This window comes from Pseudomonas syringae CC1557, assembly GCF_000452705.1.
GTDB lineage: Bacteria > Pseudomonadota > Gammaproteobacteria > Pseudomonadales > Pseudomonadaceae > Aquipseudomonas > Aquipseudomonas syringae_F.
Genome location: NZ_CP007014.1, coordinates 3832678 through 3857533, shown reverse-complemented (window position 1 = coordinate 3857533; position 24856 = coordinate 3832678). Strand labels below are relative to the sequence as shown.

The window sequence follows — 24856 nt, the reverse complement described above, 5'->3', positions numbered from 1 at the left end:
ACGCAATCGGTGGCCTTTCGACCACCGATCACGCTTGCTGACTGACTATTGCTGCTTAGTAAGCCTGTTCTGGCTTGACTTGTACTGCGTTGCGCAGCGGTATTGGCAGGGGGTTGGAATCGCGAGTGGTCAACTTTTCGGGATAAAGTGCTACCACTGTGCGGTCGAGGGTCAGACTTTCCGAGTCCTTGCCCACCAGCACTTTGAACTTGCCAGGGTCAACATTCCAGCTCACTGAATCGGCGGAGTAGTAAGCGAACGAACGCGAATCCAGCGCTATCGTGACGGTCTTGCTTTCGCCAGGCTTCAGGTAAACCTTGGAAAAGCCTTTCAACTCTTTCTCGGGGCGATCAACCTGCGGTTTGGAAGGTTGCACGTACAGTTGCGCCACTTCAAAACCGGCCTTGTCGCCCGTGTTGGTGACCGTAAAGCTGGCCTGAATGGTCGCACCCGGGGCCAGTACGTTGCTCGACAGCTTCAGATCGCTGTACGCGTACGTGGTGTAAGACAGCCCGAAACCGAACGGGTACAGCGGCTTGGTGTGCTTCTTGTCGTAGCCGCGGTAGCCCAGGTAAAGGCCTTCGCTGTAGGTCATTTCAACGGGTGGATTAGCACTGCTGAAATAGTACGGCACCGGGTTTGAATACGATGCGTAACTCGGGTTGTCCTGCGCCTTCTTGTCCAGCGTGATAGGCAGTTTGCCCGATGGGTTGACCTTGCCGTACAGGATCTCGGCCAAGGCCTGCCCACCTTGCTGACCCGGGAACCAGGCGTGCAGCGATGCGGCCACCTTGTCTGCCCAAGGTTGCATGTCCATACCGCCACCGCCGTGCATGACCACGATGGTTTTCGGGTTGGCTTTCTGAATGAAGCTGATCAACTCGGACTGGAACTGCGGCAGTTCGAACGGGTGATCAAGAGATTCACCTTCGTATTCGAAGTTGCTGCCTGCTGCTACCACCACAGCATCGTAATCAGCCAGATTCTTCGGCGGACGCAACGAAGCCCAGCTCATCTGTACGCCGTTCATGCCACCCAGTACCGGGGTGAAGTTGCCCTTCATCCGGCGATATTCCAGACGTACGTTGTATTCGGTACCCGCCTTGAGATTCGGTGTCTTGACGGTGCGCGGCACAACTGGAATCAGGTCGAACGAGACTTGTGCGCCTTCATCTTCAAGCACCAGCTCGTCGTTGATCCACAGTTTGTAAGGACCATCGGCACGCACCTTGAACACATGTGGACCCGAGATCGTCGGTTTGATCTTGCCGGTGAAACGGGCAGAGAACGAACCTGGCGAAGGGGTATAGCCGCTGACCGTGCTGGCGCCGTTATCGGTGGTATTGGTGCTGGTGATCCAGTCCAGGTTGACGCCCGGCTCGATGCGCGTGGCCACCGGATCGCCCGACAACGAGGTATTGGCGTAATACTCGGCTTTTACGCCGGTATTGCTGATGGCCTGTTTGTCGGTACCTGGCTGATACCAGACCGACGATTTCGGATTCAGGCTCATCTGCGGCAGGTAGTCGACGTTCGATGCATTTGACGCCAGTTGCTTGAGCCCGCTCACTTCAGTGACATAGCTGGCTGGCGCCGAGTAAGCGGTGCCGAACGGTGCGGTGGGTGGTTGTACGGCCATATCACCGATCACCGCGATCTTTGCGCTTCTAGGCAGTGGCAGCAGCGGCTTTTGTCCGTCTACAGGCTCATTGCGCAGCAGCACGATGGCTTCCCGGGCAACGTTCAGTGCGGCCAGTTGGCCGTACTCGCGATGTTCGAGAGGCTGCGCCTTGTTAATGCCTTTATCAAACCCGTAACTGACCAGCGCCCGCAGGTTTCTGCGCACCTTGTCGTCGATCACGTTCTGGTGCAACTGACCGTTCCAGACATAGGGCAGCAGTTTGGCTTCGGTAAACTGAAGCCCGCTCGGCATGTCGATGTCGGTGCCTGCCCACGCGCCCTTGAAGGCGTCCTGAACCGAATTGAAATCGCTCATGACGTTACCTTGAAAGCCCCATTGGCCTTTCAGGATATCGGTGATGAGGTGATGGTTTTCACAGGCGTATTCGCCGTTGATCTTGTTGTAGCCGCACATGATCGACGCGATATTTGAGTTCTTGACCAGCGACTCGAAGCCAGGCAGATACAGTTCCTGCATCGCGCGCTCGTCGATCTTCACATCCAGATAGTGACGGTTCGCTTCCTGCTCGTTCATCAGGTAATGCTTGGCAGCCGCCTGGACGCCTTGAACCTGAATACCGTTGGTCACCGCAGGCGCCAACACCGCACCAAGGAACGGATCTTCGCCGCTCATGTACTCGGCTGCCCGGCCGTTGAAAGGCGTCCGGTACAGGTTGATGGCGGGCGACAGCATCTGCTGACCGCCCGCGATGCGGGTTTCGTAGCCGATGGCCAGACCGAATTCCTTGGCCCGGTTGATGCTCCAGGTTGCCGCCAGGGCGGAGGGCGAAGGGTACTGTGCGCCGAACGTCTTGCCGCCGACCAGTACACCCATCGCCGAATCGTAGGCGACCGTGCCTTGCAGGTTGAATTTATCCAGCTTGGGGATCATTCGTCCGTCGTCGACGCGCGAGAAATTGATCTTCTCCGACTGCGTCATGTTATCCAGCATGGCGCCGACTCGCGCCTCGACTTCGTTGCCTGTCATCGGGGTCACGGCGAGCACGGTGCTTGCCTGGGCCACACTGAGCGCGAGTACGCTCAAGCCTAAGCCTTGTTTGATCATGGACACGGAGCTATTCCTTACGTAATGCCTTGGGGAGGTGATGTGCGTCAATGCCCGGCTCAGCGCTTTTCGTTGCCGGCAGGTGCGTCTGCGGTTTCGATCGGGGCATCGATAATCGCCTGCGCGCCGCCGGATGTTTTTTGAGCGGTACTGTCAGCGCCCGTGATGCTGTCGCGCTGGGTATCGACCTGCACGCGGCGCTCGCTCGACGTCTCGGGCAGAGGGTTTTCCTTGTCAGCGGCTGACACGGAAAAGGCGCTGAGGCAGGTCAGCAAAGTGGCAACAACGGGCAGCAAGCGTCTGGCCATCGGGAAAGTCTCCGAACAGAAGTGTGAGGCAAGTGGGTATGTCCGCCAGCCGCCCATGGGCACTGGCGGGCAGTTTCAAGAACGTGTGACGAATGAGAAGTACAGGAATATAAAATACACGAGTGTAATTTTATATATTCGATAAGTTTGTTTTTAAGATCTTTATTTTTATAAAATATCGATTTTAAAAAGCAAGAATTTAACTTTTTAAGCAATATTTTATTGTTTTTACAGCGTTTAAAGAAATAATTATTCTTTTATAGAAACAGAGCGATCACTCTGTTTTTGCCTATTTTTGACGGCTTTTTGATGCGTGCGAAGACCGCTGATAAGCGCCAGCATCGCCAGCCCTTGAATACCCGCAGCCAGCGTCAAGGTCAGTTGCTCACTGTGCGGCCCACTGAACAGAGCCCGTACAGCGCCAAAAAATGCCGGTGCAAACGCATAACAGCCTTGTGCAATAGCAACAATCAACGTCACCACGCGTGCTACCTGCTGACGGGGGAATTCGGCCTGCGCGATCAGTGGCGGCAACGAAGTCGCATTACCGATGCCCAGCCCAAAAAGAATCATCCCGGCCCATAACCACGCAGGGTTTACGCTGATAAACAGCAAGGCCAGACAGCCCAGCAACTGACAGCCATAACTCAGGCAGGCGACGTTGCGCCGATAGGGGCTGCGCGGAATCAGTCTGGCGGACAGCGATCTGCCGGCGATGGCGCTGGCCGTCGCGATGCCCATTGCCAGCCCTGCGCGCTGTTCAGTGACATGACCCACCAGCAGCAGGAACATCTGACTGATCAGGCCTATCTGCGCAAACAGGCCGAGTGACATAGCAGCGGCCAGCGTGATGAATTGCCGGTTACTGTGCAACGGTATGGGGGCAGCGTCCTTGAATGAAGGCAGATCAATGGCTGACTGGAGAATGCCGTCGGGGTGTTGGCCCAGATGTTCAGGTCTGAACCGGAATACGCTAAAAGCGAGCAGGGCAATCACGGCGATTGAAAGCACACCCACCACGATTGCCGCGATGCTGAACCCGAACCTGCCGATCAGGTATACCCAGCCTGACGAAAAGACCACACCGCCGATGCTCGCGCCGTTATAGGCCATCGCCAATGCCCCGGGGCGCTTGCTGATAAACCAGGGCGAGATGGTTGCGTTGACCGCTGCCGCGCCCATCGTCACCCATCCGAAACCGCTCAGCATCGCAGCGATGAACAGGTGCCAGGGCTGCAGGGCAATCGACCATCCGAAGACGCCGACGGCGAGAATGACTGCCCCTGATACGGTTGTCCACGGGAGACCTATGCGCCTATAGAGCGCAGGCAGATTGATGACGATCAGTGTCCCTGCCAGAAAATGTACCGTCACGGCAGTCGCGCACAGGGCGGGCGACCAGCCGGTTCTTTGTATAACCGCATACATGAATATCGGTGGGCCGTAAAAGCCGATTCCCCAGCCAAAAACAGCCATCAGGAACGTAGCCGCGACGACGTGTCTGCCAAAAAAACGCGATTGATGCATGGGGGAATCCCTTCAAGTGGTTTGGCAGCAGTATGATCACCGCCTACGCGAACACTTCAGGGATGGCCGAACTATGGATGTTGAAGCAGCAGACCTCTTGCTGGCGGCAGTGGCAGGCGCCATTGCCGATCCTGCTCGATCCCGAATGCTCTGTGCGCTGCTGGACGGGCACGCACGAACCGCGACCGAGCTGGCGGCGCTTGCCGATATTGGTGCGTCGACCGCCAGCGGTCACTTCGCCCGTTTACGCGAACAGGGCCTGGTGGAAATGCTCGTGCAAGGGCGGCATCGTTACTATCGACTGGCCAACGCGCAGGTAGCACAAGCGCTGGAAGCCTTGCTGTCGCTGACCCAGCACAGCGCTGTGCCGTTCAAGCCCAATACGCCGTCGGCCTTGAGGCAGGCCCGAACCTGTTACGACCATTGCGCCGGTGAAGTCGCCGTCAAGTTACACGACGCCGTGCTCAAGGCCGGCTGGCTGAGTGAGCAGGGCAAGGATTACGTGCTCAGTGAGCAGGGAGTCGAATCACTGACCGCGCTGGGCATTGACGTGGACGCAATACGTCAGCAACGCAGGCGTCTGGCCTATGCCTGTCTGGACTGGAGCGAGCGCTCTCCGCACATCGGCGGCGCATTGGGGGCGGCACTGCTGGAATTGATGCTCAAGCGTGGCTGGGTGAGTCGGCATCTGGACTCCAGAGCACTGCATCTGACGCCCAAAGGGGCAGGCGGGATGGCAAAGGCGTTTGGGGTGTAGGCCGGTCAATGGCTACGCCGCTACCGAGCCTGCCCGGTAGCGGCGTGGTTCACGATCAGAAGCTGTATTTCGCAGTCAACGCATAGCTGCGCGGGTTGCCATAAGTGTCAGTCGAACCCCAGACACTGCTGGTGCCAATCGCGGTGTAGTACACGCGATCGAAGATGTTGTTGGCGTTCAATTGCAGGTCCAGATGCTTGCTGACCTGATACCCGGCCATCAGGTCGGCGACCGCGTAACTGCCCTGTTCCAGGCGATAGCTGCTGTCGGTGAGGGCAATATCGTTGTACATGCGGCTCTGCCAGTAAACGTTGCCGCCGACGCGCATTTTTTCCAGTGCGCCCTGAAGGCGATAGACCGTCGAGAGCTTGAACAGATGCTCGGGTGTATCGGTGTCGAATTGCTGGTTCTTTTTCGTTGCATCGAAGTCTTTGAGGTAGTGGGTGCGGGTGTAGGTATAGCCTGCGCCGACCTGCCAGTTTTCGGTCAGCGCGCCTTGCAGTTCCAGGTCGATACCCTGGCTACGGACCATGCCGGCGGCATCGTAGCAAGTGAGCACCGCGCAGCCTTGCTGGGTCGCCGACTGTGTTGCGCGGTTCTTTTGGTCGATCTGGAACACTGCCAGGCTGGCGTTGAGCGCGCCGTTGAAGTACTCGCCCTTGATACCGACTTCATAGTTCTTGCCCTCCACCGGGTCGAGCACCTTGCCGGACAGATCCTGATAGTCCTGCGGGTTGAAAATGTCGGTGTAGCTGGCGTACACGGAATGCTGTTCATCCAGCGTGTAGATCAGGCCCGCATAGCGCGTCAGGTTGCGGGTGACCTTGAAGTCTTCGTCGCCCGCCCGATCATCGTAGTCATACCAGTCCAGGCGACTGCCAAGAATCAGCGTCAGCGGGTCGGCCAGGCTCAGGCGGGTGGTGAGGTAAACCGCATCCTGCGTGGCGATGCTATGGGTTTTGCCATCGCGGACGAAGTCAGGCTTCGGTGCGCCAATGGGCAGCCCGGTGTCATATGGGCTGTATTCCTTGCTGGTCTTGTCGTAGACGCGCCGACTGGTGCCGACCACCACTTCATGGGTGCGGCCAAAGGCTTCCACCGGGCCACTGGCGTAGACATCGAACGCGGTCTGCTTTTCATCCGGCTTTGACTGATAAGCCGTCGTCTCCAGCGGACCGTTATAGCGAGAAAGATAGGTGCCCGAAAACAGACCGTCCAGCGACGAGCTGGAGCCCGCAGCGTGCAGTTTCCAGTCGTTGTCGAAGCGATGCTCCAGTTCACCGAACACGGTGTCGATCTGGATTTTCTTGTTTTCCCAATCAGAACCGGGATAAGTCGAGCGCGACAGGTTCAAGTGGTGGCCGTCAGTGCCAAGTGGCAGACCGCCCCAGAACAGGTTGGTCTGATCTTCCTGGCGCGACAGGCCGAAGGTTGCAGTCGTCGCATCCGTCAGGTCGGCTTCGAGCACGCCGTAAAATACGCCGTGATCACTCTTTTCCTTGTCGCGGAAGCTGTTCGCGTCCTGCCAGGAACCGACCATCCGGCCCCGCACTGTGCGGCTGTCGTTCAGCGGGCCGGAGGCATCGAATACGCCACGGTAGTCGTCCCAGCTTCCGACGGTGCCGGTGAGGCTGACCTGCGGCTCGGCGGTAGGGCGTTTGCGCACCATGTTGATCGCTGCCGAAGGGTTGCCAGAGCCTGTCGTCAGGCCGGTAGCGCCTCTGATCACTTCAACGTGATCGAACATAGCAAGATTGGGCTGCACGCCTGCTGTGTAGCCCGAGTAGGAGGCGGGCAGGCCGTCGTACATGATGTTGTCGATATCAAAGCCGCGTGACGTATAGGTTTGACGGCCAGGTCCGCTGGATTGATCAAGAAACAGGCCAGGCGTGTACTTGACCACATCGTTGACGCTGGTCATGGCCTGATCGTCCATGCGCTGGCGGGTGACAACCGTCACCGCCTGCGGCGTTTCACGCATGCTCAGCGGCAATTTCGTCGCCGTCTGCATGGCACCGGTGGTGTAGGACTTGCTGCCTTCGGTGGTGGAGCCCAACTGATCACTGCTGATTTCCGTTGCCCCGAGTTCCATCGTTGTAGCTGGCGCCGCGCCTGTGCCCTGTGTGTCAGCGGCATGTACGGACTGAGAAGTTGCGATCCAGATGCCCATTGTCAGCAGGGCTGGAGTGAAAGAGAAACGGCTTTGCGATTGTTGCCCCGACATGAACCTGACACTCCCTGAAGCCGTCCATGGCCGGATGATAATGATGTTGCTAACTATTCTCATTAGTGTGACAGGTTGTTTCTGCCAGAAAAAGACGCTTCGGCCAAATAGTTGACAAAATTTTCACATTTTCAGGGCGTGGAAATATGAAAAAGACTTTGGTCCCACGTGAAGCCTATAAAAATCGCTATGAAATACTTGTACAGGAAATTACATTGGTACAACTTTTATCGGGGCGAACGCCACCATGACGCAATCCTCTCGACTCCATCTCGTCCTCGGCGACCAACTTTCGTTCGACCTCGCTTCCCTGCAAGGCCTCAACCCCGAGCACGACACGGTCTTGCTGGTCGAGGTGATGGAGGAGGCGAGTCATGTGCCGCATCATCCGCAGAAAATCGCGCTGATCTTCAGTGCCATGCGGCATTTTGCCGAGGCGCTGCGGGGGCGTGGGATTCGGGTGCAGTACGTTACGCTCGATGATCCTGAGAACGCGGGTTCGGTACCGGGAGAATTGCGGCGTTGGCAGGCTGCTCTGCACGCTGAGGAACTGCACGTCACTGAATGCGGTGACTGGCGTCTGGAACAGTCGATCAAGGACTGCGGGTTGCCGATTCATTGGCATGCCGATACGCGCTTTCTCTGTTCCCGCGAAGAGTTCTCGTCGTGGGCGCATGGTAAGAAGCAATTGCGCATGGAGTTTTTCTACCGGGAGATGCGGCGCAAGAGCAGGCTGTTGCTGAATGGCGACGGTACGCCGGTTGGAGGGGCGTGGAATTTCGATGCGGAAAACCGCAAGGCGTTGCCTAAAGGCGTGGCGGCGCCTTACCCGATGCGCTTTTCCGCCGATGCCATCACCCGCGATGTGCTGGCGCTGGTGGGTGAGCGTTTCGCTGGCCATTACGGCTCGCTGGAGCCCTTCGACTATCCCGTCACGCACGTCGATGCTCAGGCGCTGTGGCAATACTTTCTGGATTATGGCCTGGCCGGGTTCGGCGATTATCAGGACGCGATGGCCACTGATGAGCCTTTTCTGTTTCATGCGCGGATCAGTGCTGCGCTGAATATCGGTCTGCTGGACCTGCGCCAGGTCTGCAGCGATGTGGAGTCTGCGTACTGGTCGGGCAGGGTTGCGCTGAACGCTGCGGAAGGTTTTATCCGCCAGTTGATTGGCTGGCGGGAATATGTGCGCGGCGTCTACTGGCTGAAAATGCCCGACTATGCCAGCGGCAATCTGTTCGGCAACAGTCGGCCGCTTCCCGAGTTTTACTGGACTGGCGAAACCAGGATGAACTGCATGAGTCAGGCGATTGGCCAGAGCCTGAAACATGCCTACGCTCACCATATTCAACGTTTGATGGTGACCGGCAACTTTGCCTTGCTGGCCGGTATCGTGCCGGAGCAGATCTGCGAGTGGTATCTGGCGATCTACATGGACGCGTTCGACTGGGCCGAGTTGCCCAACACGCTGGGCATGGTCATGCATGCCGATGGTGGTTATCTGGGCTCCAAGCCTTACTGCGCCAGCGGCCAGTACATCAAGCGTATGTCCGATTACTGCCGTGGCTGCGCATACAAAGTAACTGAAAGTACGACTGACGATGCCTGTCCGTTCAACGCGCTTTACTGGCATTTCCTGATGCGCCATGGCGACCTGTTGCGTCGCAATCAGCGCATGGCGATTATCTATAAAAACCTTGATCGCATGGCCGAGCCCAAGCAACAGGCACTGTGGGAGCGGGGCGAGCATTTACTGGCGAGACTGGATGCCGGGGAGGCGCTTTGAAAAAGAGTGAGTTGCCGGTCAAAACCTGCGCGGTCTGCGGGCTGCCGTTCACCTGGCGCAAGAAGTGGGCGCGTTGCTGGGACGAGGTTCGCTACTGCTCTGAACGCTGTCGCCGGAACAAGTTGTCAGCCGGCCTGTAAAGCTTTCAACATATTTCGAAATGAAAAACGCTGAACTATCGCTTCGGCAACATGATCCTTCCTTATGCGCAGTCAGCGCGACCCCGAAAGGCCAGCGCATTCGCATTGAGCATCGACCCAGGGTCGCCGAACGATAAGGAGCCGTCATGACCGTTACCCCCCATCCCGTCTACCGCTGCACGCCAGGCCCGCTACACGCGACCTTGCTCGCCGGAACCGTGCCTTTGTTTCTTGGCGGATTGCTGAGTGATATCGCCTACTACCAGACCTTTCAGATCCAATGGAGCAACTTCGCGGCCTGGCTGATTGCCGGAGCCCTGCTGTTTTGCGGGCTGGCGCTGCTGTTTGCGTTGGTAAACCTGATCCGTGCCGATCATAAGGCCGGGCGTCCTGTAGCGTATTTCCTGCTGTTGCTGGCGACCTTTTTGCTGGGGCTGGTCAACGCGTTTGAACATGCAAAAGATGCCTGGGCGGTCATGCCGTCGGGCCTGATTCTGTCGGTCATCGTGACTGTTCTGGCCGGTGTTGCGACGTGGACAGGTCTGACCAGTCTGCGTTCTGGAGGTGCAGAATGAAAAATATCCATGCACTGACTGCATTGAGTATGGCGCTGCTGCTGAGCGCATGTGGTGGCGAGGCGGACAGCACTCAGGCACGTGGCCCGGACCCTAAACTGCCGGAGCCGCAACGTGGCCTGTTGCCAAGCATGAAGATTGCCGAGCCGGTTGCATGGGGTGATCAAAAGCCGAGCGTACCCGAGGGGTACAGTATTACCGCGATTGCCACCGATCTGAGCATTCCGCGTCAGTCCATCGTGCTGCCCAATGGCGATATTCTGATTGCGGAAGGCCGTGGTGGCAGTGCTGCCAAGCTCAAGCCCAAAGATGTGATCGCCAGCGTCATCAAGGCGCAGGGCAATACCAAGGTCAAAGGCGGCAACCGCCTGACGCTGCTGCGTGATGCGGATGGCGACGGCAAGTACGAGCTGAAGACGGTCTTTGCTGAAAATCTCAATGCGCCTTATGGCCTGGCTTTTGCGAATGGCAAACTGTATGTCGCTAACCAGGACGCTCTAGTGCGCTTCGATTATCAGGAAGGTCAGACCAAGGCGAGCGGCGAGCCGGTCAAAGTGACGGACCTGCCTTCGGCGATCAACCATCACTGGACCAAAGCGCTGACCGTGAGCCCTGATGGTCGTTTTCTTTACGTCGGTATCGGTTCGAACAGTAACGTGACCGAGCGCGGTATGGAGGTCGAGATTGATCGCGCGATGGTCTGGCAGATCGACGCCGCGACAGGCGCCCACAAGCCTTACGCGACTGGCCTGCGTAACCCGACAGCGCTGGCCATTCAGCCGGGCACCGGGCAGTTGTGGACGGTGGTCAACGAACGTGACGAGCTGGGGCCTGATCTGGTTCCGGATTACCTGACGTCGGTGAAGGAGGGCGCCTTTTACGGCTGGCCTTACAGCTATTGGGGCCAGAACGTGGATTCTCGCGCTCAGCCGCAAAACCCGGCCAAGGTGGCTGCTGCGATCAAACCCGATTACAGCCTGGGTTCACACGTTGCCGCACTGGGCGTGTCGTTCTCGATCCCGGCCATGGGTGACAAGTTTGCGGACGGCGTCTTCGTCGGCGAACACGGCAGTTGGAACCGCGATAACCCGGTTGGCTACAAGGTGATCTTCGTGCCGTTTGCCAATGGCCGCCCAGCGGGTGAGCCGGTGGACTTCGCGACGGGTTTCCGGGGTGCTGACGGCAAGACTCGCGGTCGGCCAGTGGGTGTTACGGTCGATCCGAAGGGCGCGCTGATCATTGCCGACGACCTGGCCAACACTGTCTGGAGAGTGACCCGCAACAAGTAACCGGCGCTTGCGACTCGAATGCCAATGCTCTGCATTGGCATTCGTTCGGTACTCATCTCAATTATCGTGCGACGCTCCGCGTCGGCATGCCGTTCCGGATGCTCTGCGTCCTCTTTTACGTCCCCAAGGTGGATTCAGCCCCGGTTTACACGTTAGGGTTGCGCGCATCCATGCGCTGGTCAGACTGGCCAGTTGCCGAAAAACCTGAATTCTGGAATCGCTGTGAGTCGCTTTGAAACTGCTGGAAACCTCGATACTCAACCCGCTTCATGGTGGGCCGTTGGCAGCGTATCGCTCGGATCGTTCGCCACCGTTACCACGGAATTTCTCCCTGTAGGACTGCTGCCCGATATCGCTCGTGAGCTCGGAACCAGCGTCAGCCAGGCAGGCCTGATGATGGCTGTTCCCGGCCTTCTCGCGGCTATTTCTGCGCCTTCCTGTATTGCCCTGTTCAGTCATGTCGACCGCAAGCGCCTGTTGCTGGGCCTGCTGTCGATATTGCTGGTCTCCAACCTGATCGTGGCGTTATCCGGACAGTTCTGGCTGACCCTTGCCGGCAGGGTGTTGCTCGGCTTTGCATTGGGGGGATTCTGGACAATTGCCGGTTCGCTCGGACCTCGCTTGCGGCCGGGCAGGGAGGGCGTGAAGGCAACGGCGTATGTGCTGGCAGGCGTGTCGATTGGTACGGTGGCCGGGATTCCTGCGGGAACCTTGATCGGCGAAGCGTTTGGCTGGCGCGCCGCATTTGAAACGGCGGCGGTGGTTACGGTGGCGGTAGGCGTGTTGATCGCAGCGCTTCTGCCTGCGTTGCCGGGCGAACGCTCTGCGGGTATCAGCCAAATGCTTTCGTTGGCTGGCGAGCAAAAGATTCGCCGCATGTTTGTTGCCGCACTGCTGATCTATGTCGGGCACTTCGCGGCCTACACCTACCTTGCGCCCTTCGTACAGGACGCTGCGAATATCAAGGGGCAGGCGCTGGGCTTACTGTTATTTGCCTTCGGCCTCGCAGCGGTAGCAGGCAATCTGGCGGGTGGCGGGCTGGCGGCCAGAAATGCGCCGTCGTCGGTATTGATCATGACCCTGCTGATGCTGGGCTCGTTGACGGCATTACTGCTGTTCGTCAGCAATCCGTGGCTGCTGTGGCCGGTGATTCTGGTCTGGGGATTTGCTTTCGGGATGATTCCGATTACTACGCAGATTTGGTGCTTCGACGCTTCGAATGGACGCGTGGAGGGTGTTCAGGCGCTGCTGGTCTGTGTGGTGAACCTGTCGATTGGCGGCGGGGCGTTCATCGGCGGGCTGGTCTCCGAAGGTGGAGGCTTCGCCGCTGCGATAGTGACCGGCGCGGTGTGTGCCGCGCTGTCCATGGCTACCGTGGGGTTTTCGCTGCGCAGGTCAAGGCGGGTCACCTGCACAGAGTAATGCATCGCCCTCGTCATCCGGCTTTGAAAAACGCCACCTTTTGCGTCAGGCGATCTGCGAGCAGGGCCAGCTCTTCGCTGGCTGTTGCGACCTGCTGGGATCCGCTGGCTGATTTAAGCGTTGACCCATGAATACTGTTGATATTCATCGCGACCTCTTCGGCCACCGAACTTTGCTGAATTGAAGCGCTGGCGATCTGCGCGTTCATGTGATTGATTGCGCCGACCTCCTTGCTGATTTTCGACAGGGCGCTCTGCGCATTACGTGTCTGCGCCACAGCCTTGTTGACCAGCTCGCAGCTGTCACGCATGTTCTGCGCGGCGGTTTCGGTGCCACCTTGCAGCGTGCTGATCATCGCCTGAATTTCTTGCGTCGACTGCTGGGTACGGGTTGCCAGAGAGCGCACTTCATCCGCCACCACGGCAAAGCCCCGACCGTGCTCGCCCGCGCGCGCAGCCTCAATGGCGGCGTTGAGGGCCAGCAGGTTGGTCTGGGAGGCGATCGAGTTGATGACTTCGATAACCGTCTCGATCTGCTCGCCGTGTCGGGATACCTGTTCCACAGTGCTGGTCGTCTCGACCAGCGTGGCCGCCAGTTGTTCGATGGCTGCGGTCGTGCCTTCCACCAGACTGTTGCCGGTTTCCACCTCGGTGTCGGCCAAGCGCGCCGCATCTGCCGCCTGTGCTGCATAGCCGGACACTTCATTGACCGTAGCCGCCATCTCACTGATGGCCGCTGCAACCTGTTCGGCTTCGCGAGTCTGCACCATGACCTGAGCGTTATTGCCAGAGGACGCCGCCGACAGCACGGCCGATGACTGGCTGACCTCCTGAGCGGCCATGCGAACTTGAGTGATCGTCTCGGAGAGGCGAGCCAGCGCGGTTTTCAGCACGCCCATCACACTCCCGGGATGCTCGGTAGAGATGGTTTGCTGCAGGTCGCCTGCGGCCAGTCGCTGAATGGCCTCGGCAACTTCGGCGGGTTCTGCGCCCAGCGTCCTTTTGACAAAGCGGATGATGAACACCGACAGCACGATACTCAGCAGCACGGCAAATGCAGTGGCCAGCAGCATCAAACCTCTGAACTGGCTTGCGGTTGCCTGCACGTCGTCCAGTTGCGAGCGGATCGACGCTTCTTCATGATCAATAAGGGCGTTGATCCGTTTCAGCCACTCACTGTAATCACCGGAAACCTGACGCAGCAACAGCGCTTGAGCACCGGCAATATCACCTGCGCGACGCAGTGCGATGACGTCTTTGGTGGACGCCAGCGTGGTCTGCTCTATCTCCTTGATACCGCGCAGCAACTGACGCTCTTCTCCCGTTACGGCAGGCTTGGAAAACAGCTGATCCATTGGTGCGGCCGAGTCGACATAGTCTTTTTCGAGGCGAGTCATTTCTGCCAGATGCACGGCAAGGTCCTGATCATTGTTGACCAGTACGGCATCGCGCAGGGCTATCGCCCGATTGTGTACGCTACCGCGAAAGTTGATCGCGTAACGCTGAACCTTTGCGGCGTTTTCTCCAACATCTTCCAGAGTCGAGTCGATGAAGCCAACGCGTTGTATGCCGACGGCTGTGATCAATATGAGTAGCGACACCACGGCGGCAAATCCCAGACCGATGCGGGTTGCCAGAGAAACCGGTTTTTTCATCAGATAAACTCGTAGGGAATGGACCAGTGGTGGCCAGAAAAGTGGCGTCATACTTATAGCGGCTGGCTGGACAGTATGCTTGAGCCATGATCCTGCCAAATAGATATTTACACGCTATCGGATAGACAGGAGTTATTGCAGAATTTGTCGGTCTGCTGACTGTGGCATAACAGTTTGGTTTGCTACGGGATGTAATGCAGGCATTTATCTGGAGTAGCGCTATGAGCAAGCTGGAGGACACAGGCTTTCTGGGGTTCGACGTATTCGGCACGGTCGTGGATTGGCGAAACGGCGTCGCCCGAGCCGCCGTCCCTTTTTTGAAACGGCACAACATACAGGTTGATCCTCTCGACTTTGCCGATCAGTGGCGAGGCCTCTACCAGCCATCCATGCAGCGCGTGCGTTCAGGTGAGCGGCCGTTCGTGACGCTGGATGTCCTGAACCGGGAAAATCTCGAAATGGTACTGTCCAGCCATGGCGTGGATTTCGGCAGAATCCATGACGTCGAGCTGACAGAGCTGAACAAGGCCTGGGAGCGGCTGGACCCATGGCCCGACTCGGTTGCCGGGCTCACCCGCTTAAAAAGCAGATTCTCGATTGGTACGCTGTCAAACGGGCACATCGCGGGCATGCTCAATCTTGCGAAGTTCGGCGGGTTGCCGTGGGACGTTATTGTCGGCGCGGAAATCGCGGGCACATACAAACCACAACCACAGACCTATCTGAAGTCCGCAAAAGCGGTCGGTCTCCCGCCGGAATCGATGGCCATGGTGGCCGCACACAATGCTGACCTGGCGGCCGCTCGGGCCAATGGCTTCAAGACCGTGTTCGTTTTGCGCCCCCATGAACATGGGCCAGGCCAGACGTCTGATCGGGTCGCCGAGCAAGACTGGGACGTGATCGTCGATTCGCTGACTGATGCAGCAGAAGCGCTGGGCTGCTGAAACCTGCGGGGCGTTTATCAGCCGCCCTGGCCGATCACTCCCGCAAATCCTTCCACATATGTACTTTGGACACGAACCGGCTGCCCACAGCCACTGCAAACGGTTCAACGCCAAACGTTACAAATCCCATCCGTTCGTACAACGCCTGTGCTTCGGCATTACCCTCGGTCACGGTGAGCTGAACAACCAGAAGCCGGGGCCGGAATTTGGCATACGCCAGCACGCTATACAGCAATTGAGATCCGATGCCTCTGTGTCTGTGCGCAGGGTGCACGTACATCCCGAATACCGTAGCTTTGTGAGAGGCCTTTTTCCGGGTTTCCACCGACAACCCGGCGACCCCCAACAGGTGCTCATCTTCAAGGGCGGCAAACACCGCTTCGCTGGCCGTCGGGCCGCTGTCGAGCCGTTTCTCCCACCACGCGATGGGTAATGTTTCACGCTCTGTCACGTCTGAAGTGAACGCGTCCGGGTGATGCTCGTAGGCTTTGAGCATGAGTGCGCGATAAGCGGTTGCGTCGGTTGGGATGAGGCGTCTGAAGGTGAGGGTCATCGAAGTCGCACTTGTCTGGTTCAGAATCCGAGTGTTGCATCCTGCAACTGCTTGATCAAATTGCGCAATGGGGCCGTATGGGTGGCAATAGCGCGCGCGAGCCGCCTGATAATGGCTCTTTTTCCGATCAGAAAAAGCACAGGGTCTTTACCCGGTATGCGGCCAATGATCAATAATGCGCGCACACTTCACGGCCAGTACTCACTGCAACATTCGAGTCAGTGCTTATTAACTTCCAGTACGTCAGGGACGATAAATGGCATTTCGGGTTTTGGTCATTGGTGGCTACGGTAACTTCGGCAGCCTGATCAGCAACCATCTGGTGATGATGCCGGGTATCGAGCTGGTTATTTCAGGTCGCAACAGCCGCAAGCTGGCAACCAGGGTTGCCGAGCTGGAAGCACTGGGCGCAAAGCCCTGCCAGAGTTGGTGCGTGGATGTCATGCAGGACGGCTGGGGCGGCGAGCTGCGCGCGCTGAGTATCGATCTGGTCATTCACACGGCAGGACCTTTTCAGGGGCAGTCCTACGCAGTGGCGCGGCATTGTATTGAAGCGGGGGTCAATTATTGTGACCTGTCAGACTGCCGAACCTTTGTTTCCGGTATCGCTACGCTCGATGCCGCCGCCCGGGATGCCGGTGTCAGCCTGCTGAGCGGATGCAGTTCGGTGCCCACGCTTTCGGCTGCGATCATTGATCAGCACCGTCAGCGTTTTTTACGCATTGATTCGATAGAGCACGGCATATCATCTGCGGCGAAGATGCCGGGTGTGTCTACGGTGCTCGGCGTGCTGGCTTATGCAGGGAGGCCCATCCGCCAGCTCAAGGGCGGCCGGGTGAATGAGGTGTCGGGCTGGATGGATCTGACCCTGCGCCCGATGCCCGGCATGGGCACGCGGTTACTGGCCAACGTCGATGCCCCGGATATTGATGTCTTCGCCACGCGCTATGAAGCGCAGAACCTTAGCTTCAAGGCGGGCTCGGGGCTCAAGTCGGGGGTGATTGCAACGTGGTTGCTGGCGCTGGCAATTCGTTTGCGACTGGTCCGCGACCCTGCACCGTGGGCCGTTCGCCTGCACCGCTGGGGAACACGCTTCGAACACCTGGGTGATCGTAAAAGCGCGATGTACATTGATGTCGACGGCGCAGGACTCGATGGCCGACCGCTGCAGATGCGCGCGCAGTTGACGGCGCTGAATGACAAGGGACCGGAGATCCCCAGCTGCGCGGCGGTGGCCTTGAGCGCAAAAATGGCTTCTGGCTATCGTCCACTTCCGGGAGCGCGCGCCTGTGTGGGTGAAGTCACGGTGGAGGAGTATCTTGCGGCGATCAACGAGCCGTCGAATATTCGTCTGGATGTGCATTTTCAGAGTGTGGAGGGCTGACGGTGCTCTACTTGTACCTGAAATACCTGCACGTCATCGCCGCGATCTTTCTGTTTGGCTTCGGCATGGGCTCCTACCTTTATCTGATTGCCGCCAGTCGCAGTGGCAATCCAGTGGTGATCGCTCACGTCGCCAGAATGGTGGTGCGTTTCGACACCTGGATCACCACACCGGCCGGTTTTGTCCAGATCATCACCGGTTACGCAATGGCCAGCCTGACCGGTATGTCGCTGCTGACTGACTGGGTCATCACGTCGTTGATCATCTTTATCTGCGTCGGCGCGCTGTGGTTGCCTGTGCTGATTCTGCAGAAGCGTCTTCAGGAATTGGCCGACCATGCTGCCGAAACCGGCACGCTTATCAATGACCGGTTTCGGGCGATTTATCGTCTTTGGTTCTGGCTCGGCATCGCCGGTTTTTCGGGCATGTTCGCGATTGTGCTGATGATGGTCAGCAAGATGACGCTCACGCGGCTTTTGCAGATATAAAGCCGATCAGAAGCGCATCACCCGCTAACCGGCCATCTGAAACATCATGTTTCATGTTGCTTAAATAAATCTTAATGACTCCGCCATACCCCCTGAATACGGGGGGCGTACAGCGCTTTCCAATAGTTCCCGGGCCATCCAACCGAATATAGCTATCAAGTTAAGCTCCTCAACGCCGATTTACGGGCATTCCGGAAAATCAAAGGCACACACGTAATGAGCGCAAAATGGTTGGACAACTTGAAAGTCAGCAAGAAGCTGGGGCTGGGCTTCGCTGCTATTTTGCTGGGTGTACTGACGGTCACTGCGATCGGTTACTCCAGCACTAACCTGTTGATCGAACGGATGGGCAAAAGTAGCAAGGTTGCCGAGATCAAGGCTGACGTGCTGAGTGCTCGCATCGCTGCCCAGGCCTACGCCACAGGTCCCAGCCCGGCTGGCGTGCAGACCTACGCAAGCGCACTGGATACGCTGAACCGCAGCGTTGACCAGGGCCTTGGCTTGTTCGTGGTATCGAGCAACCTGGAGAAGCTGCGGGGCATCAAGGAGCAGGTGGGTGGTTTGAAGCAGACGTTCGAACAACTGGTTGGCATCAACCAGAAAATCGATGACGCTCTGAAGCCGATCATCAAGGTCTCTGATGAGGTCAGCGGGACCTTCGAGAACCTGTTGAACAAGACCATCGACGACACCTTGCGCGCTCCGGATGAAACCGGGATCAAGCAGGTCAAGATTGCCGGCGATCTGCGTAACGGCATGACTAACTTCCGTCTGGTGTTTCGCCGCTACCTGAGTGTCCCTTCTGCCGATAACCGCCAGGCCACGTATACGTCGGCGGACGCACTGATCGCTCAGGTCGCTGCCGCTCGTAGCGAACTGCCCAGCCAGGCAAACGCCGCAGTAGATGCTGCACTGGTTGCGTTGAAACAGTACAAGGTGTTGATGTCTTCGATTTCGGACATGCTTCAGCAGGCCGATCAGATACGTGGCAATCTGCAACAGCAATCCATCGCGGCCGCTGCCCGTGCCGACGATCTGGCGGCTCAGCAGGTCATCAGCGCTAAGAAAGAACAGAATACCGCTGTCATGCAACTGCTGAGTGTGGCGCTGGTGGTGCTGCTGATTGGCATCTTTGCTGCGTTCCTGATTACCCGTCAGATTACCGTGCCACTGAACGAGACGGTCATTGCCGCGCGCCGGATCGCCGACGGTGATCTCACTCAGGATACTCACACCACCCGTGAGGATGAACTGGGCCTGTTGCAGAACACCATGCAACACATGACCGTTTCCCTGCGTGGCTTGATCGGCGGCATCGGCAACGGCGTGACACAAATCGCCACCGCGGCCGAGGAACTGTCTGCCGTCAGCGAACAGACCAGCGCCGGTGTCACTCTGCAGAAAAACGAAGTCGACCAGGTCGCGACCGCCATGAACCAGATGGCGTCCACTGTGCAGGAAGTCGCGCGCAACACCGAAGATGCTTCGCGGGCCGCCAAACAGGCCAGCGAGCGCGCAGCGCATGGCAGCAGTGTGGTGCAGCACGCCACGCGGGAAATCGGGCAACTGGCCGGTGAAGTGAAGCAGCTGGGTGAGGCCATGCAGCGCCTGACCGAAGACAGCGGCAAGATCGGCAGCGTGATCGACGTGATCAAAGCCGTCGCCGAACAGACCAACCTGCTGGCACTCAACGCCGCTATCGAGGCCGCGCGTGCGGGCGAACAGGGCCGTGGTTTTGCCGTAGTGGCCGACGAAGTACGTTCGCTGGCTCAGCGTACCCAGAACTCCACCACGGAAATCGAAGCGCTGATCCTGACCTTGCAACAGGGCACGGGTGCCGCTTCGGGCCTGATGGACGCGAGTCTGCAACGTACCGAAGGCACCGTGGTGCTGGCCCGTCAGGCTGAACAGGCGCTGGTGGAAATCAATCAGTCAATCGGCACGATTGAGCAGATGAGCCAGCAGATATCTGCCGCCGCCGAGCAACAGAGCGCGGTGACCGATGAAATCAACCGCAGCGTGCTCAGTGTCCGCGACATTGCCGATCAGTCTGCCTCGGCGACCGAGCAGAGTGCAGCGTCGACGGTAGAACTGGCTCGTCTGGGCACCAATCTGCAAAGCATGGTGGCGCGTTTCAGGATCTGAAGAACGGTCGAGGGCTGCCGCGTGTAATGCGGTGGTCTTCACTGGACTGACGGCTTTTTTTACCCGTTACTCATTATGATTTCTGACGCGTCTTAAGCCTGTGCGTCTGTTGCCGATACAGCCTGCATGTCATCCTGAGCACGCTGTTCATGTCTCCTCGATCAAGTATTCTGCTGTTCATTCTGATGCTTTCGACCGGGCTGTATTTTTGGCTGAATATCGATTGGCCAAAACCATTGACCCTTTATCGTAATTATCAGCGTGCTCAGGCCTTCCTTGAGGATAACAAGCAGGCGCTGGATCAGGTCCAGCAACGCATGCAGGCGGAATTTGGCACCAACACCAACCTGACTTATGGCGTCAGCATCAACAATGACGGCGTGATGACCAAGAAAATTCAGGTTCGCCGTACATGTGGCTCGCTGGATGCCAAGCGTCATCTGAATATCGCCATTCAACGTGTGCACGAAGCCGGTCTGGGATGGCCTGACGAAGTCGAGTTTGTATACAGTTGCAAACTCAACAAGCCATCGGATGAAGCAGCCAATCAGTAAAGCACTGGGTGGGCCTCTTCAAGACGTTTGGCTCACTTTTACCGGCTTGTCACGCTGCCGAGCCTCCGCCCGCACAACCATCCACACGCCGACCCCGGACACCGCCATGCCTGACGCTATCTGCCAGGACAGTGGCTCATTGAACATCGCCCAGGCCCAGAGCATCGTCACAGGTGGGCTGAGGTACAGAACGCTGGCGACCCGAGTGGCCGTCGCGCGGCGCAGGCAGACCCAGTAAAGTCCATAACCGCCCAGCGTCGCCAGCCCCACTGTCCATAGCACGCTCAATGCAAAGCCGGTACTGGGAATCGGTGCCAGGCTGCCTTGTGTGCCCTGAATAATGGCAAATGCGAAGCTGGAGACACAGCATTGCAGCCACAGGTTAGGCAGCAGGTCCATCGGTGGCGACGCACTGGAGCGTTTTTGCCACAGCGTCGCGATGGCCAGCGAGAACATCCCCAGCAAGGGCAGGCCATAGGCCCATAAGGGTGCTTCACCCCATGCCAGTGCGCTGTGAGTGACCAGCACCACACCGATCAGACCCACCACCAGCCCTGCCCAGATATGCCAGCTCAGTCGCTGCCCGAGAAAAACCGCAGCCAGCAGTGCCATGCCCATCGGCAGCAGATCGGCAAACAGTGCAGCGAGTCCTGCCGGTACGCCCAACGCAATGCCTTGCGTGACGCCCGCCACGTAGCCAGTCATTGCCAACAGACCGATACCGGCGTTTTTCAGCAACAGGGCCGGCGGGATGTGTAGCAACTGCCTGGCGACAAAGGGCAGGAGAATCAGCGTGACCACCACGCAGCGCCAGAACACCACCAGCAACGGCGGCGCGTAATCAAGAGAGAAGCGCGCGCCGACGAAACCGGAGCTCCAGGTCAGCAGCAACGCTGCTTCGAGCAGCGGCAGAGGAATGGCCTGGTGCCAGGCAGGCCGCGATGTGTTCGGGGAAATCGATAGGTATGGGCTCATCGACACACGCTAGGTGATCAGCGTAATCTTATAAATCAAAATTATGTGCAGCAGTTATTCAGGAATATTAAAGAATGACGGCAATACTTGATATCGAACTGGTACGCACCTTTCATGCAGTGGCGCGCATCGGGAAGTTTTCAGCGGCGGCCGAGCAATTGCACAAAAGCCCGGCAGCGGTGAGCGTGCACATCCAGCGACTTGAAGCGGTAGCAGGCGGTCGCTTGCTCAACCGTGATAACCAGGCCGTGTCGTTGACGGCGCTTGGCAAGCGATTGCTCCTGTCCACGTCAGAGTTGTTGTCCACCCACGACCGAGTGCTGGCTGACTTGCATGGCACCCATCTGGCGGGTCGTATCACATTGGGTGTTCCTGATGAGTACGCCGTTCATGTGATTCGCGACATCCTGCCGGTATTCGCAGCAGCCTGGCCCAATGTGGTGCTGGAATTGAAAACCGCGCCCAGCTATACCCTGCGTGAGCAGGTCAGGCGCGGAAAACTGCAGGCAGCGGTCATCGCCCAGCCCAAAGGTCAATTGACCGCTGAAACAATGTTTCTGGTATCGACCAAGCCTGTTTGGGTCGGGTCAGAAAACACCACGGCGGCGTCGACGGATCCGCTGCCGCTTGCCATGCATGCAGCGCAATGTCCCTATCGTGAAGTGATGGTGGAGACATTCAAACAAGCCGGCCGCAAAACCCGCGTGGTACTGGAGAGTCCGTCCAATCAGGCAGTCAAAGCCTGCGTGGAAGCGGGGCTGGCGATCAGTCTGATTGACCGGAGTGGAGTAACAGATGCCATGCAGATTCTTAACGATCTGCCAGAGATAGCCGAGCACGAAATCGTGTTTCTGCGCTCGCCTGCCTCACAGGCCGACGAGGCGGTGAGTCTGCTGGCGCAGGCGATGCAGAAGCATTTTCGGATTTAGCGGAGGAGCCGATCGTACGCTGGCGATATCTGATGGCTACCACAGTGAGGGTGGAAGTCTCCTTGTGTGGAATATCCGCAGAACTTGTAATCGGCCGCTACGGATTCGATAAGGAATCAAGTAAGGCAGGTCTGGCAGAGGCCATTCTCTTGTCCCTGCAATGCGTCCTTCCCGGCCCATTGCAGGGAAGCGTGCGAGCTGATTGACGCTTGATTGTATTGCTTCAACGAAAGCGGCTGCGGCAGCCGGATTTTCCAATGATAGGTAGGCTGCCTCATCATCCAGATTTTTCAGCGCAGTCTTTAGCCATTCAACGTGCATTGTTCGTCCATTTATTTACAACGGACTTCACTTCCTCTTCGCTTGCGAACTCGCCAGCATCAGCTTCTTCAATCGCACGCTGAATTTCGGCGATCTGCCAGGCTTCGCGAGTCAGGTATTCACGCAGTGCATCCAGCGCCAGGAAAGACTTGCTGCGCCCGGTCGCTTTGGCAAGATGTGCGAGGGTATCTGCCATCTCGTCCGGCAGGCGTAGAGACATAACGGACATAGGAACCTCATGTGTAGTTTTTTGTAATACATCGAGCTACAGTGTAGTGCAAATAAAGAGGTTTGTGGCATGTACCTTTATTTCGTGTTCATTCACTTTTTTTGAGTGTTTGCTAAATGGCCCGCAAATTCGCGGGCCATCGGAAGCTTTCATTCAGTTCATGAATCGCCTCAACCATCCTTGAACAAAAAGCTGTACGCATTCAGCGCCGGGACGCCGCCCAGGTGCGCGTAGAGCACTTTCGAGCCTTCGGGGAATTCGCCGTTGCGCACCATGTCGATCATGCCGTGCATGGATTTTCCTTCGTAGACCGGGTCGGTCAATACGCCCTCGAGTCGGGCGCAGAGGCGTATGGCTTCCAGCGTGCCCTCGTTGGGCAGGCCGTATTCGGGGTAGGCGTAGCGGGTGTCGAGTACCACGTCTTCGGCGGTGATTTCGCGGCCGAGTTCGACCAGTTTTGCGGTGTTGCGGGCAATCCGCAGAACCTGTTCGCGGGTCTTGTCCGGTTTGGCTGAGGCATCGATGCCGATCACCCGTTGCGCACGGCCATCGGCAGCGAAGCCGACCAGCATGCCTGCATGGGTACTGCCGGTGACCGAGCAGACCACGATGTAATCGAACTTGAAGCCCAGTTCTTCTTCCTGCTGACGCACCTCGTCGGCGAAGCGTACAAAGCCCAGCCCGCCGTAGGGATGTTCCGAGCAACCGGCTGGAATAGGGAACGGTTTGCCGCCGCTTTCAACCACGTCAGCCATGGCTTTTTCCCAGCTCGGGCGAATACCGATATCGAAACCGGCCGAGTCCAGACGTACATCGGCGCCCATGATGCGCGACATTTCGATGTTGCCGACCCGGTCGTACAGCGCGTCGGAGTAGTTGACCCAGTTCTCCTGAACCAGCACGCATTTCATGCCCAGATGCGCGGCGACGGCTGCGACCTGACGGGTCTGGTTGGACTGAATGCCGCCGATAGACACCAGCGTGTCGTACCCGCCCTCGATGGCTTCAGGCACCAGGTATTCCAGTTTGCGGGTCTTGTTGCCGCCGAAGGCCAGACCGCTGTTGCAGTCTTCGCGCTTGGCGTACAACTCGACTTTGCCACCCAGGTGCTCGCTCAGGCGTTTCAGCGGCGTGATGGGTGAGGGGCCGAAGGTCAGAGGGTAGCGTTTGAACTTGCTCAGGTTCATATCAGGTCTCCGTCGAGAAGTAGGTGCATATAAAGGTCAGGTTTCAGGCTTGATTACGTGCCTGAGGTGGCTTCTATGATAGGAAATGGCGCGATAATCGTGGTTGCAAAGAATTGTCTATTTACAAAATCAGCGTTAGTGTCAGGGTCCTAGAGCGAACTTTTATGTTGTGAAGTCGACCATGAAAGCAATAAATGAACGCAGCAAGAGGCCGGGTACTGATGCGGTACCGTTGCTGGACCGGATCGACCGCGCCATTCTCAAGACGCTGCAACGTGATGCGTCTATCTCCAACGTTGCGCTCGCAGAAAAGGTCAAACTAAGCCCGCCTGCCTGTTTGCGACGTGTCGAGCGGTTGAAGGAGTCGGGGGTCATCAAAGGAGTTGTCGCGCTGCTTAACGGTGATGTACTGGACGCCGGGATGGTAGTGCTGATCGGCGTCGTGCTGGACCGCTCGACGCCGGACTCGTTTGCAGAGTTCGAAGCGGCGGCGCAGAACGTTTCCGGCTGCATGGAGTTTCACGTGGTTACTGGCGAGTTCGACTACTTCATGCTGCTGCGCACTAAAGACAGTCAGAGTTTCAACCGTCTGCATGCCGAACAGTTGCTGTATCTACCCGGTGTCAGACAGATTCGCTCGTTCATGGGCTTGCGTCAGGTGTTGTCGACCACGCAGTTACCGATATGACCGTTATTCAAAGTGCCTGGCGTGTAGTGGG

The 24856-nt window shown here is 57.8% G+C and carries 23 protein-coding genes and 1 pseudogene; 14 read left to right on the top strand and 10 right to left on the bottom strand.

Going from position 1 to position 24856, the window contains the following annotated elements:
- Nucleotides 1-55: 55 nt before the first annotated feature.
- The 3 genes from N018_RS16975 to N018_RS16965 all read right to left on the bottom strand — a co-directional run bounded on the left by N018_RS16975 (nt 56) and on the right by N018_RS16965 (nt 4581).
- Nucleotides 56-2746 carry a beta-glucosidase gene (locus N018_RS16975; protein ID WP_025390300.1) on the bottom strand — a complete coding sequence of 897 codons (2691 nt, stop codon included), beginning with the start codon at nt 2744-2746 and terminating at the stop codon, nt 56-58.
- Between the two features lie 59 nt (nt 2747-2805).
- Entirely contained in the window at nt 2806-3054 is a 249-nt protein-coding gene (locus tag N018_RS16970) for a hypothetical protein (protein ID WP_024647101.1), read from the bottom strand.
- A gap of 249 nt (nt 3055-3303) precedes the next feature.
- Entirely contained in the window at nt 3304-4581 is a 1278-nt protein-coding gene (locus tag N018_RS16965; RefSeq protein ID WP_025390299.1) for an MFS transporter, read from the bottom strand.
- Nucleotides 4582-4654: 73 nt separating this feature from the next.
- Between N018_RS16965 and N018_RS16960 the strand changes: the two genes are divergently transcribed.
- On the top strand, nt 4655-5338 hold the full coding sequence (locus tag N018_RS16960; RefSeq protein WP_025390298.1) for an ArsR/SmtB family transcription factor: 684 nt from the start codon (nt 4655-4657) through the stop codon (nt 5336-5338).
- 55 nt (nt 5339-5393) lie between these two features.
- Here N018_RS16960 and N018_RS16955 read toward each other — a convergent pair whose 3' ends face one another.
- Nucleotides 5394-7562: a TonB-dependent siderophore receptor gene (locus N018_RS16955; RefSeq protein ID WP_024647098.1), complete on the bottom strand. Its 2169-nt coding sequence runs from the start codon at nt 7560-7562 to the stop codon at nt 5394-5396.
- Between the two features lie 247 nt (nt 7563-7809).
- On the opposite strand from N018_RS16955, the gene N018_RS16950 reads away from it, so the two are divergent.
- The 5 genes from N018_RS16950 to N018_RS16935 all read left to right on the top strand — a co-directional run bounded on the left by N018_RS16950 (nt 7810) and on the right by N018_RS16935 (nt 12774).
- The gene (locus N018_RS16950) at nt 7810-9348 is read left to right on the top strand and encodes a cryptochrome/photolyase family protein (protein WP_025390297.1); all 1539 of its coding nucleotides are present in this window, start codon (nt 7810-7812) and stop codon (nt 9346-9348) included.
- Nucleotides 9345-9488: a DUF2256 domain-containing protein gene (locus tag N018_RS26675; RefSeq protein WP_080274863.1), complete on the top strand. Its 144-nt coding sequence runs from the start codon at nt 9345-9347 to the stop codon at nt 9486-9488. Before N018_RS16950 ends, N018_RS26675 begins: the two co-directional genes overlap by 4 nt.
- A 146-nt stretch (nt 9489-9634) precedes the next feature.
- The gene (locus N018_RS16945) at nt 9635-10063 is read left to right on the top strand and encodes a DUF2231 domain-containing protein (protein ID WP_025390296.1); all 429 of its coding nucleotides are present in this window, start codon (nt 9635-9637) and stop codon (nt 10061-10063) included.
- A complete protein-coding gene (locus N018_RS16940; RefSeq protein ID WP_025390295.1) occupies nt 10060-11352 on the top strand; it encodes a PQQ-dependent sugar dehydrogenase in 1293 nt (430 codons plus the stop codon). The genes N018_RS16945 and N018_RS16940 overlap by 4 nt, the downstream gene beginning before the upstream one ends.
- Before the next feature lie 222 nt (nt 11353-11574).
- Nucleotides 11575-12774: an MFS transporter gene (locus tag N018_RS16935; protein ID WP_025390294.1), complete on the top strand. Its 1200-nt coding sequence runs from the start codon at nt 11575-11577 to the stop codon at nt 12772-12774.
- A gap of 13 nt (nt 12775-12787) precedes the next feature.
- Here N018_RS16935 and N018_RS16930 read toward each other — a convergent pair whose 3' ends face one another.
- Nucleotides 12788-14428, bottom strand: a complete 1641-nt coding sequence (locus tag N018_RS16930) for a methyl-accepting chemotaxis protein (RefSeq protein ID WP_025390293.1) — start codon at nt 14426-14428, stop codon at nt 12788-12790.
- A 221-nt stretch (nt 14429-14649) separates the two neighbouring features.
- Here N018_RS16930 and N018_RS16925 point away from each other — a divergent pair, with 221 nt between their 5' ends.
- A complete protein-coding gene (locus N018_RS16925; protein ID WP_025390292.1) occupies nt 14650-15372 on the top strand; it encodes a haloacid dehalogenase type II in 723 nt (240 codons plus the stop codon).
- A 34-nt stretch (nt 15373-15406) separates the two neighbouring features.
- Here N018_RS16925 and N018_RS16920 read toward each other — a convergent pair whose 3' ends face one another.
- A complete protein-coding gene (locus N018_RS16920) occupies nt 15407-15925 on the bottom strand; it encodes a GNAT family N-acetyltransferase (RefSeq protein ID WP_024647615.1) in 519 nt (172 codons plus the stop codon).
- A gap of 256 nt (nt 15926-16181) precedes the next feature.
- Between N018_RS16920 and N018_RS16915 the strand changes: the two genes are divergently transcribed.
- From N018_RS16915 to N018_RS16900, 5 genes and pseudogenes are all read left to right on the top strand, one after another.
- Nucleotides 16182-17309, top strand: a complete 1128-nt coding sequence (locus N018_RS16915; protein WP_025390291.1) for a saccharopine dehydrogenase NADP-binding domain-containing protein — start codon at nt 16182-16184, stop codon at nt 17307-17309.
- Between the two features lie 2 nt (nt 17310-17311).
- Nucleotides 17312-17797 (top strand): DUF2269 family protein, encoded by a 486-nt coding sequence (locus tag N018_RS16910; RefSeq protein ID WP_025390290.1) that lies wholly within the window; start codon nt 17312-17314, stop codon nt 17795-17797.
- 216 nt (nt 17798-18013) lie between these two features.
- Nucleotides 18014-19036 (top strand): annotated as a pseudogene (locus N018_RS28675) (methyl-accepting chemotaxis protein); the annotation flags it as partial.
- Nucleotides 19037-19069: 33 nt separating this feature from the next.
- Nucleotides 19070-19942 (top strand): methyl-accepting chemotaxis protein, encoded by an 873-nt coding sequence (locus N018_RS28670; protein ID WP_418903486.1) that lies wholly within the window; start codon nt 19070-19072, stop codon nt 19940-19942.
- A 149-nt stretch (nt 19943-20091) separates the two neighbouring features.
- Nucleotides 20092-20496 carry a hypothetical protein gene (locus tag N018_RS16900; protein WP_024647619.1) on the top strand — a complete coding sequence of 135 codons (405 nt, stop codon included), beginning with the start codon at nt 20092-20094 and terminating at the stop codon, nt 20494-20496.
- Between the two features lie 18 nt (nt 20497-20514).
- On the opposite strand, the gene N018_RS16895 is transcribed toward N018_RS16900, so the two are convergent.
- On the bottom strand, nt 20515-21471 hold the full coding sequence (locus N018_RS16895; protein ID WP_024647620.1) for a DMT family transporter: 957 nt from the start codon (nt 21469-21471) through the stop codon (nt 20515-20517).
- 74 nt (nt 21472-21545) lie between these two features.
- Between N018_RS16895 and N018_RS16890 the strand changes: the two genes are divergently transcribed.
- Entirely contained in the window at nt 21546-22400 is an 855-nt protein-coding gene (locus tag N018_RS16890) for a LysR family transcriptional regulator (protein WP_025390289.1), read from the top strand.
- A gap of 36 nt (nt 22401-22436) precedes the next feature.
- Here N018_RS16890 and N018_RS26670 read toward each other — a convergent pair whose 3' ends face one another.
- From N018_RS26670 to N018_RS16880, 3 genes are all read right to left on the bottom strand, one after another.
- Nucleotides 22437-22721 carry a type II toxin-antitoxin system RelE/ParE family toxin gene (locus tag N018_RS26670; protein WP_080274862.1) on the bottom strand — a complete coding sequence of 95 codons (285 nt, stop codon included), beginning with the start codon at nt 22719-22721 and terminating at the stop codon, nt 22437-22439.
- Entirely contained in the window at nt 22711-22950 is a 240-nt protein-coding gene (gene relB / locus N018_RS16885; protein ID WP_024647622.1) for a type II toxin-antitoxin system RelB family antitoxin, read from the bottom strand. Before relB ends, N018_RS26670 begins: the two co-directional genes overlap by 11 nt.
- Nucleotides 22951-23120: 170 nt before the next feature.
- Complete coding sequence (locus N018_RS16880; protein WP_024647623.1) at nt 23121-24137, bottom strand: 1-aminocyclopropane-1-carboxylate deaminase; 1017 nt, start codon at nt 24135-24137, stop codon at nt 23121-23123.
- A 181-nt stretch (nt 24138-24318) separates the two neighbouring features.
- On the opposite strand from N018_RS16880, the gene N018_RS16875 reads away from it, so the two are divergent.
- Nucleotides 24319-24825, top strand: coding sequence for an Lrp/AsnC family transcriptional regulator (locus tag N018_RS16875; RefSeq protein WP_025390288.1), 507 nt, complete (start codon nt 24319-24321; stop codon nt 24823-24825).
- Nucleotides 24826-24856: the final 31 nt, after the last annotated feature.

What these genes read in the sequence shown, in the direction of transcription:
- relB (WP_024647622.1), bottom strand. Translation starts at nt 22,950, where the DNA reads ATGTCCGTTATGTCTCTACGCCTGCCGGACGAGATGGCAGATACCCTC.
- N018_RS28670 (WP_418903486.1), top strand. Translation starts at nt 19,070, where the DNA reads ATGCAACACATGACCGTTTCCCTGCGTGGCTTGATCGGCGGCATCGGC.
- N018_RS16940 (WP_025390295.1), top strand. Translation starts at nt 10,060, where the DNA reads ATGAAAAATATCCATGCACTGACTGCATTGAGTATGGCGCTGCTGCTG.
- N018_RS16970 (WP_024647101.1), bottom strand. Translation starts at nt 3,054, where the DNA reads ATGGCCAGACGCTTGCTGCCCGTTGTTGCCACTTTGCTGACCTGCCTC.
- N018_RS16955 (WP_024647098.1), bottom strand. Translation starts at nt 7,562, where the DNA reads ATGTCGGGGCAACAATCGCAAAGCCGTTTCTCTTTCACTCCAGCCCTG.
- N018_RS16950 (WP_025390297.1), top strand. Translation starts at nt 7,810, where the DNA reads ATGACGCAATCCTCTCGACTCCATCTCGTCCTCGGCGACCAACTTTCG.
- N018_RS16895 (WP_024647620.1), bottom strand. Translation starts at nt 21,471, where the DNA reads ATGAGCCCATACCTATCGATTTCCCCGAACACATCGCGGCCTGCCTGG.
- N018_RS16920 (WP_024647615.1), bottom strand. Translation starts at nt 15,925, where the DNA reads ATGACCCTCACCTTCAGACGCCTCATCCCAACCGACGCAACCGCTTAT.
- N018_RS16930 (WP_025390293.1), bottom strand. Translation starts at nt 14,428, where the DNA reads ATGAAAAAACCGGTTTCTCTGGCAACCCGCATCGGTCTGGGATTTGCC.
- N018_RS16965 (WP_025390299.1), bottom strand. Translation starts at nt 4,581, where the DNA reads ATGCATCAATCGCGTTTTTTTGGCAGACACGTCGTCGCGGCTACGTTC.
- N018_RS16960 (WP_025390298.1), top strand. Translation starts at nt 4,655, where the DNA reads ATGGATGTTGAAGCAGCAGACCTCTTGCTGGCGGCAGTGGCAGGCGCC.
- N018_RS16975 (WP_025390300.1), bottom strand. Translation starts at nt 2,746, where the DNA reads ATGATCAAACAAGGCTTAGGCTTGAGCGTACTCGCGCTCAGTGTGGCC.
- N018_RS26670 (WP_080274862.1), bottom strand. Translation starts at nt 22,721, where the DNA reads ATGCACGTTGAATGGCTAAAGACTGCGCTGAAAAATCTGGATGATGAG.
- N018_RS16915 (WP_025390291.1), top strand. Translation starts at nt 16,182, where the DNA reads ATGGCATTTCGGGTTTTGGTCATTGGTGGCTACGGTAACTTCGGCAGC.
- N018_RS16900 (WP_024647619.1), top strand. Translation starts at nt 20,092, where the DNA reads ATGTCTCCTCGATCAAGTATTCTGCTGTTCATTCTGATGCTTTCGACC.
- N018_RS16880 (WP_024647623.1), bottom strand. Translation starts at nt 24,137, where the DNA reads ATGAACCTGAGCAAGTTCAAACGCTACCCTCTGACCTTCGGCCCCTCA.
- N018_RS16925 (WP_025390292.1), top strand. Translation starts at nt 14,650, where the DNA reads ATGAGCAAGCTGGAGGACACAGGCTTTCTGGGGTTCGACGTATTCGGC.
- N018_RS16875 (WP_025390288.1), top strand. Translation starts at nt 24,319, where the DNA reads ATGAAAGCAATAAATGAACGCAGCAAGAGGCCGGGTACTGATGCGGTA.
- N018_RS16890 (WP_025390289.1), top strand. Translation starts at nt 21,546, where the DNA reads ATGACGGCAATACTTGATATCGAACTGGTACGCACCTTTCATGCAGTG.
- N018_RS16945 (WP_025390296.1), top strand. Translation starts at nt 9,635, where the DNA reads ATGACCGTTACCCCCCATCCCGTCTACCGCTGCACGCCAGGCCCGCTA.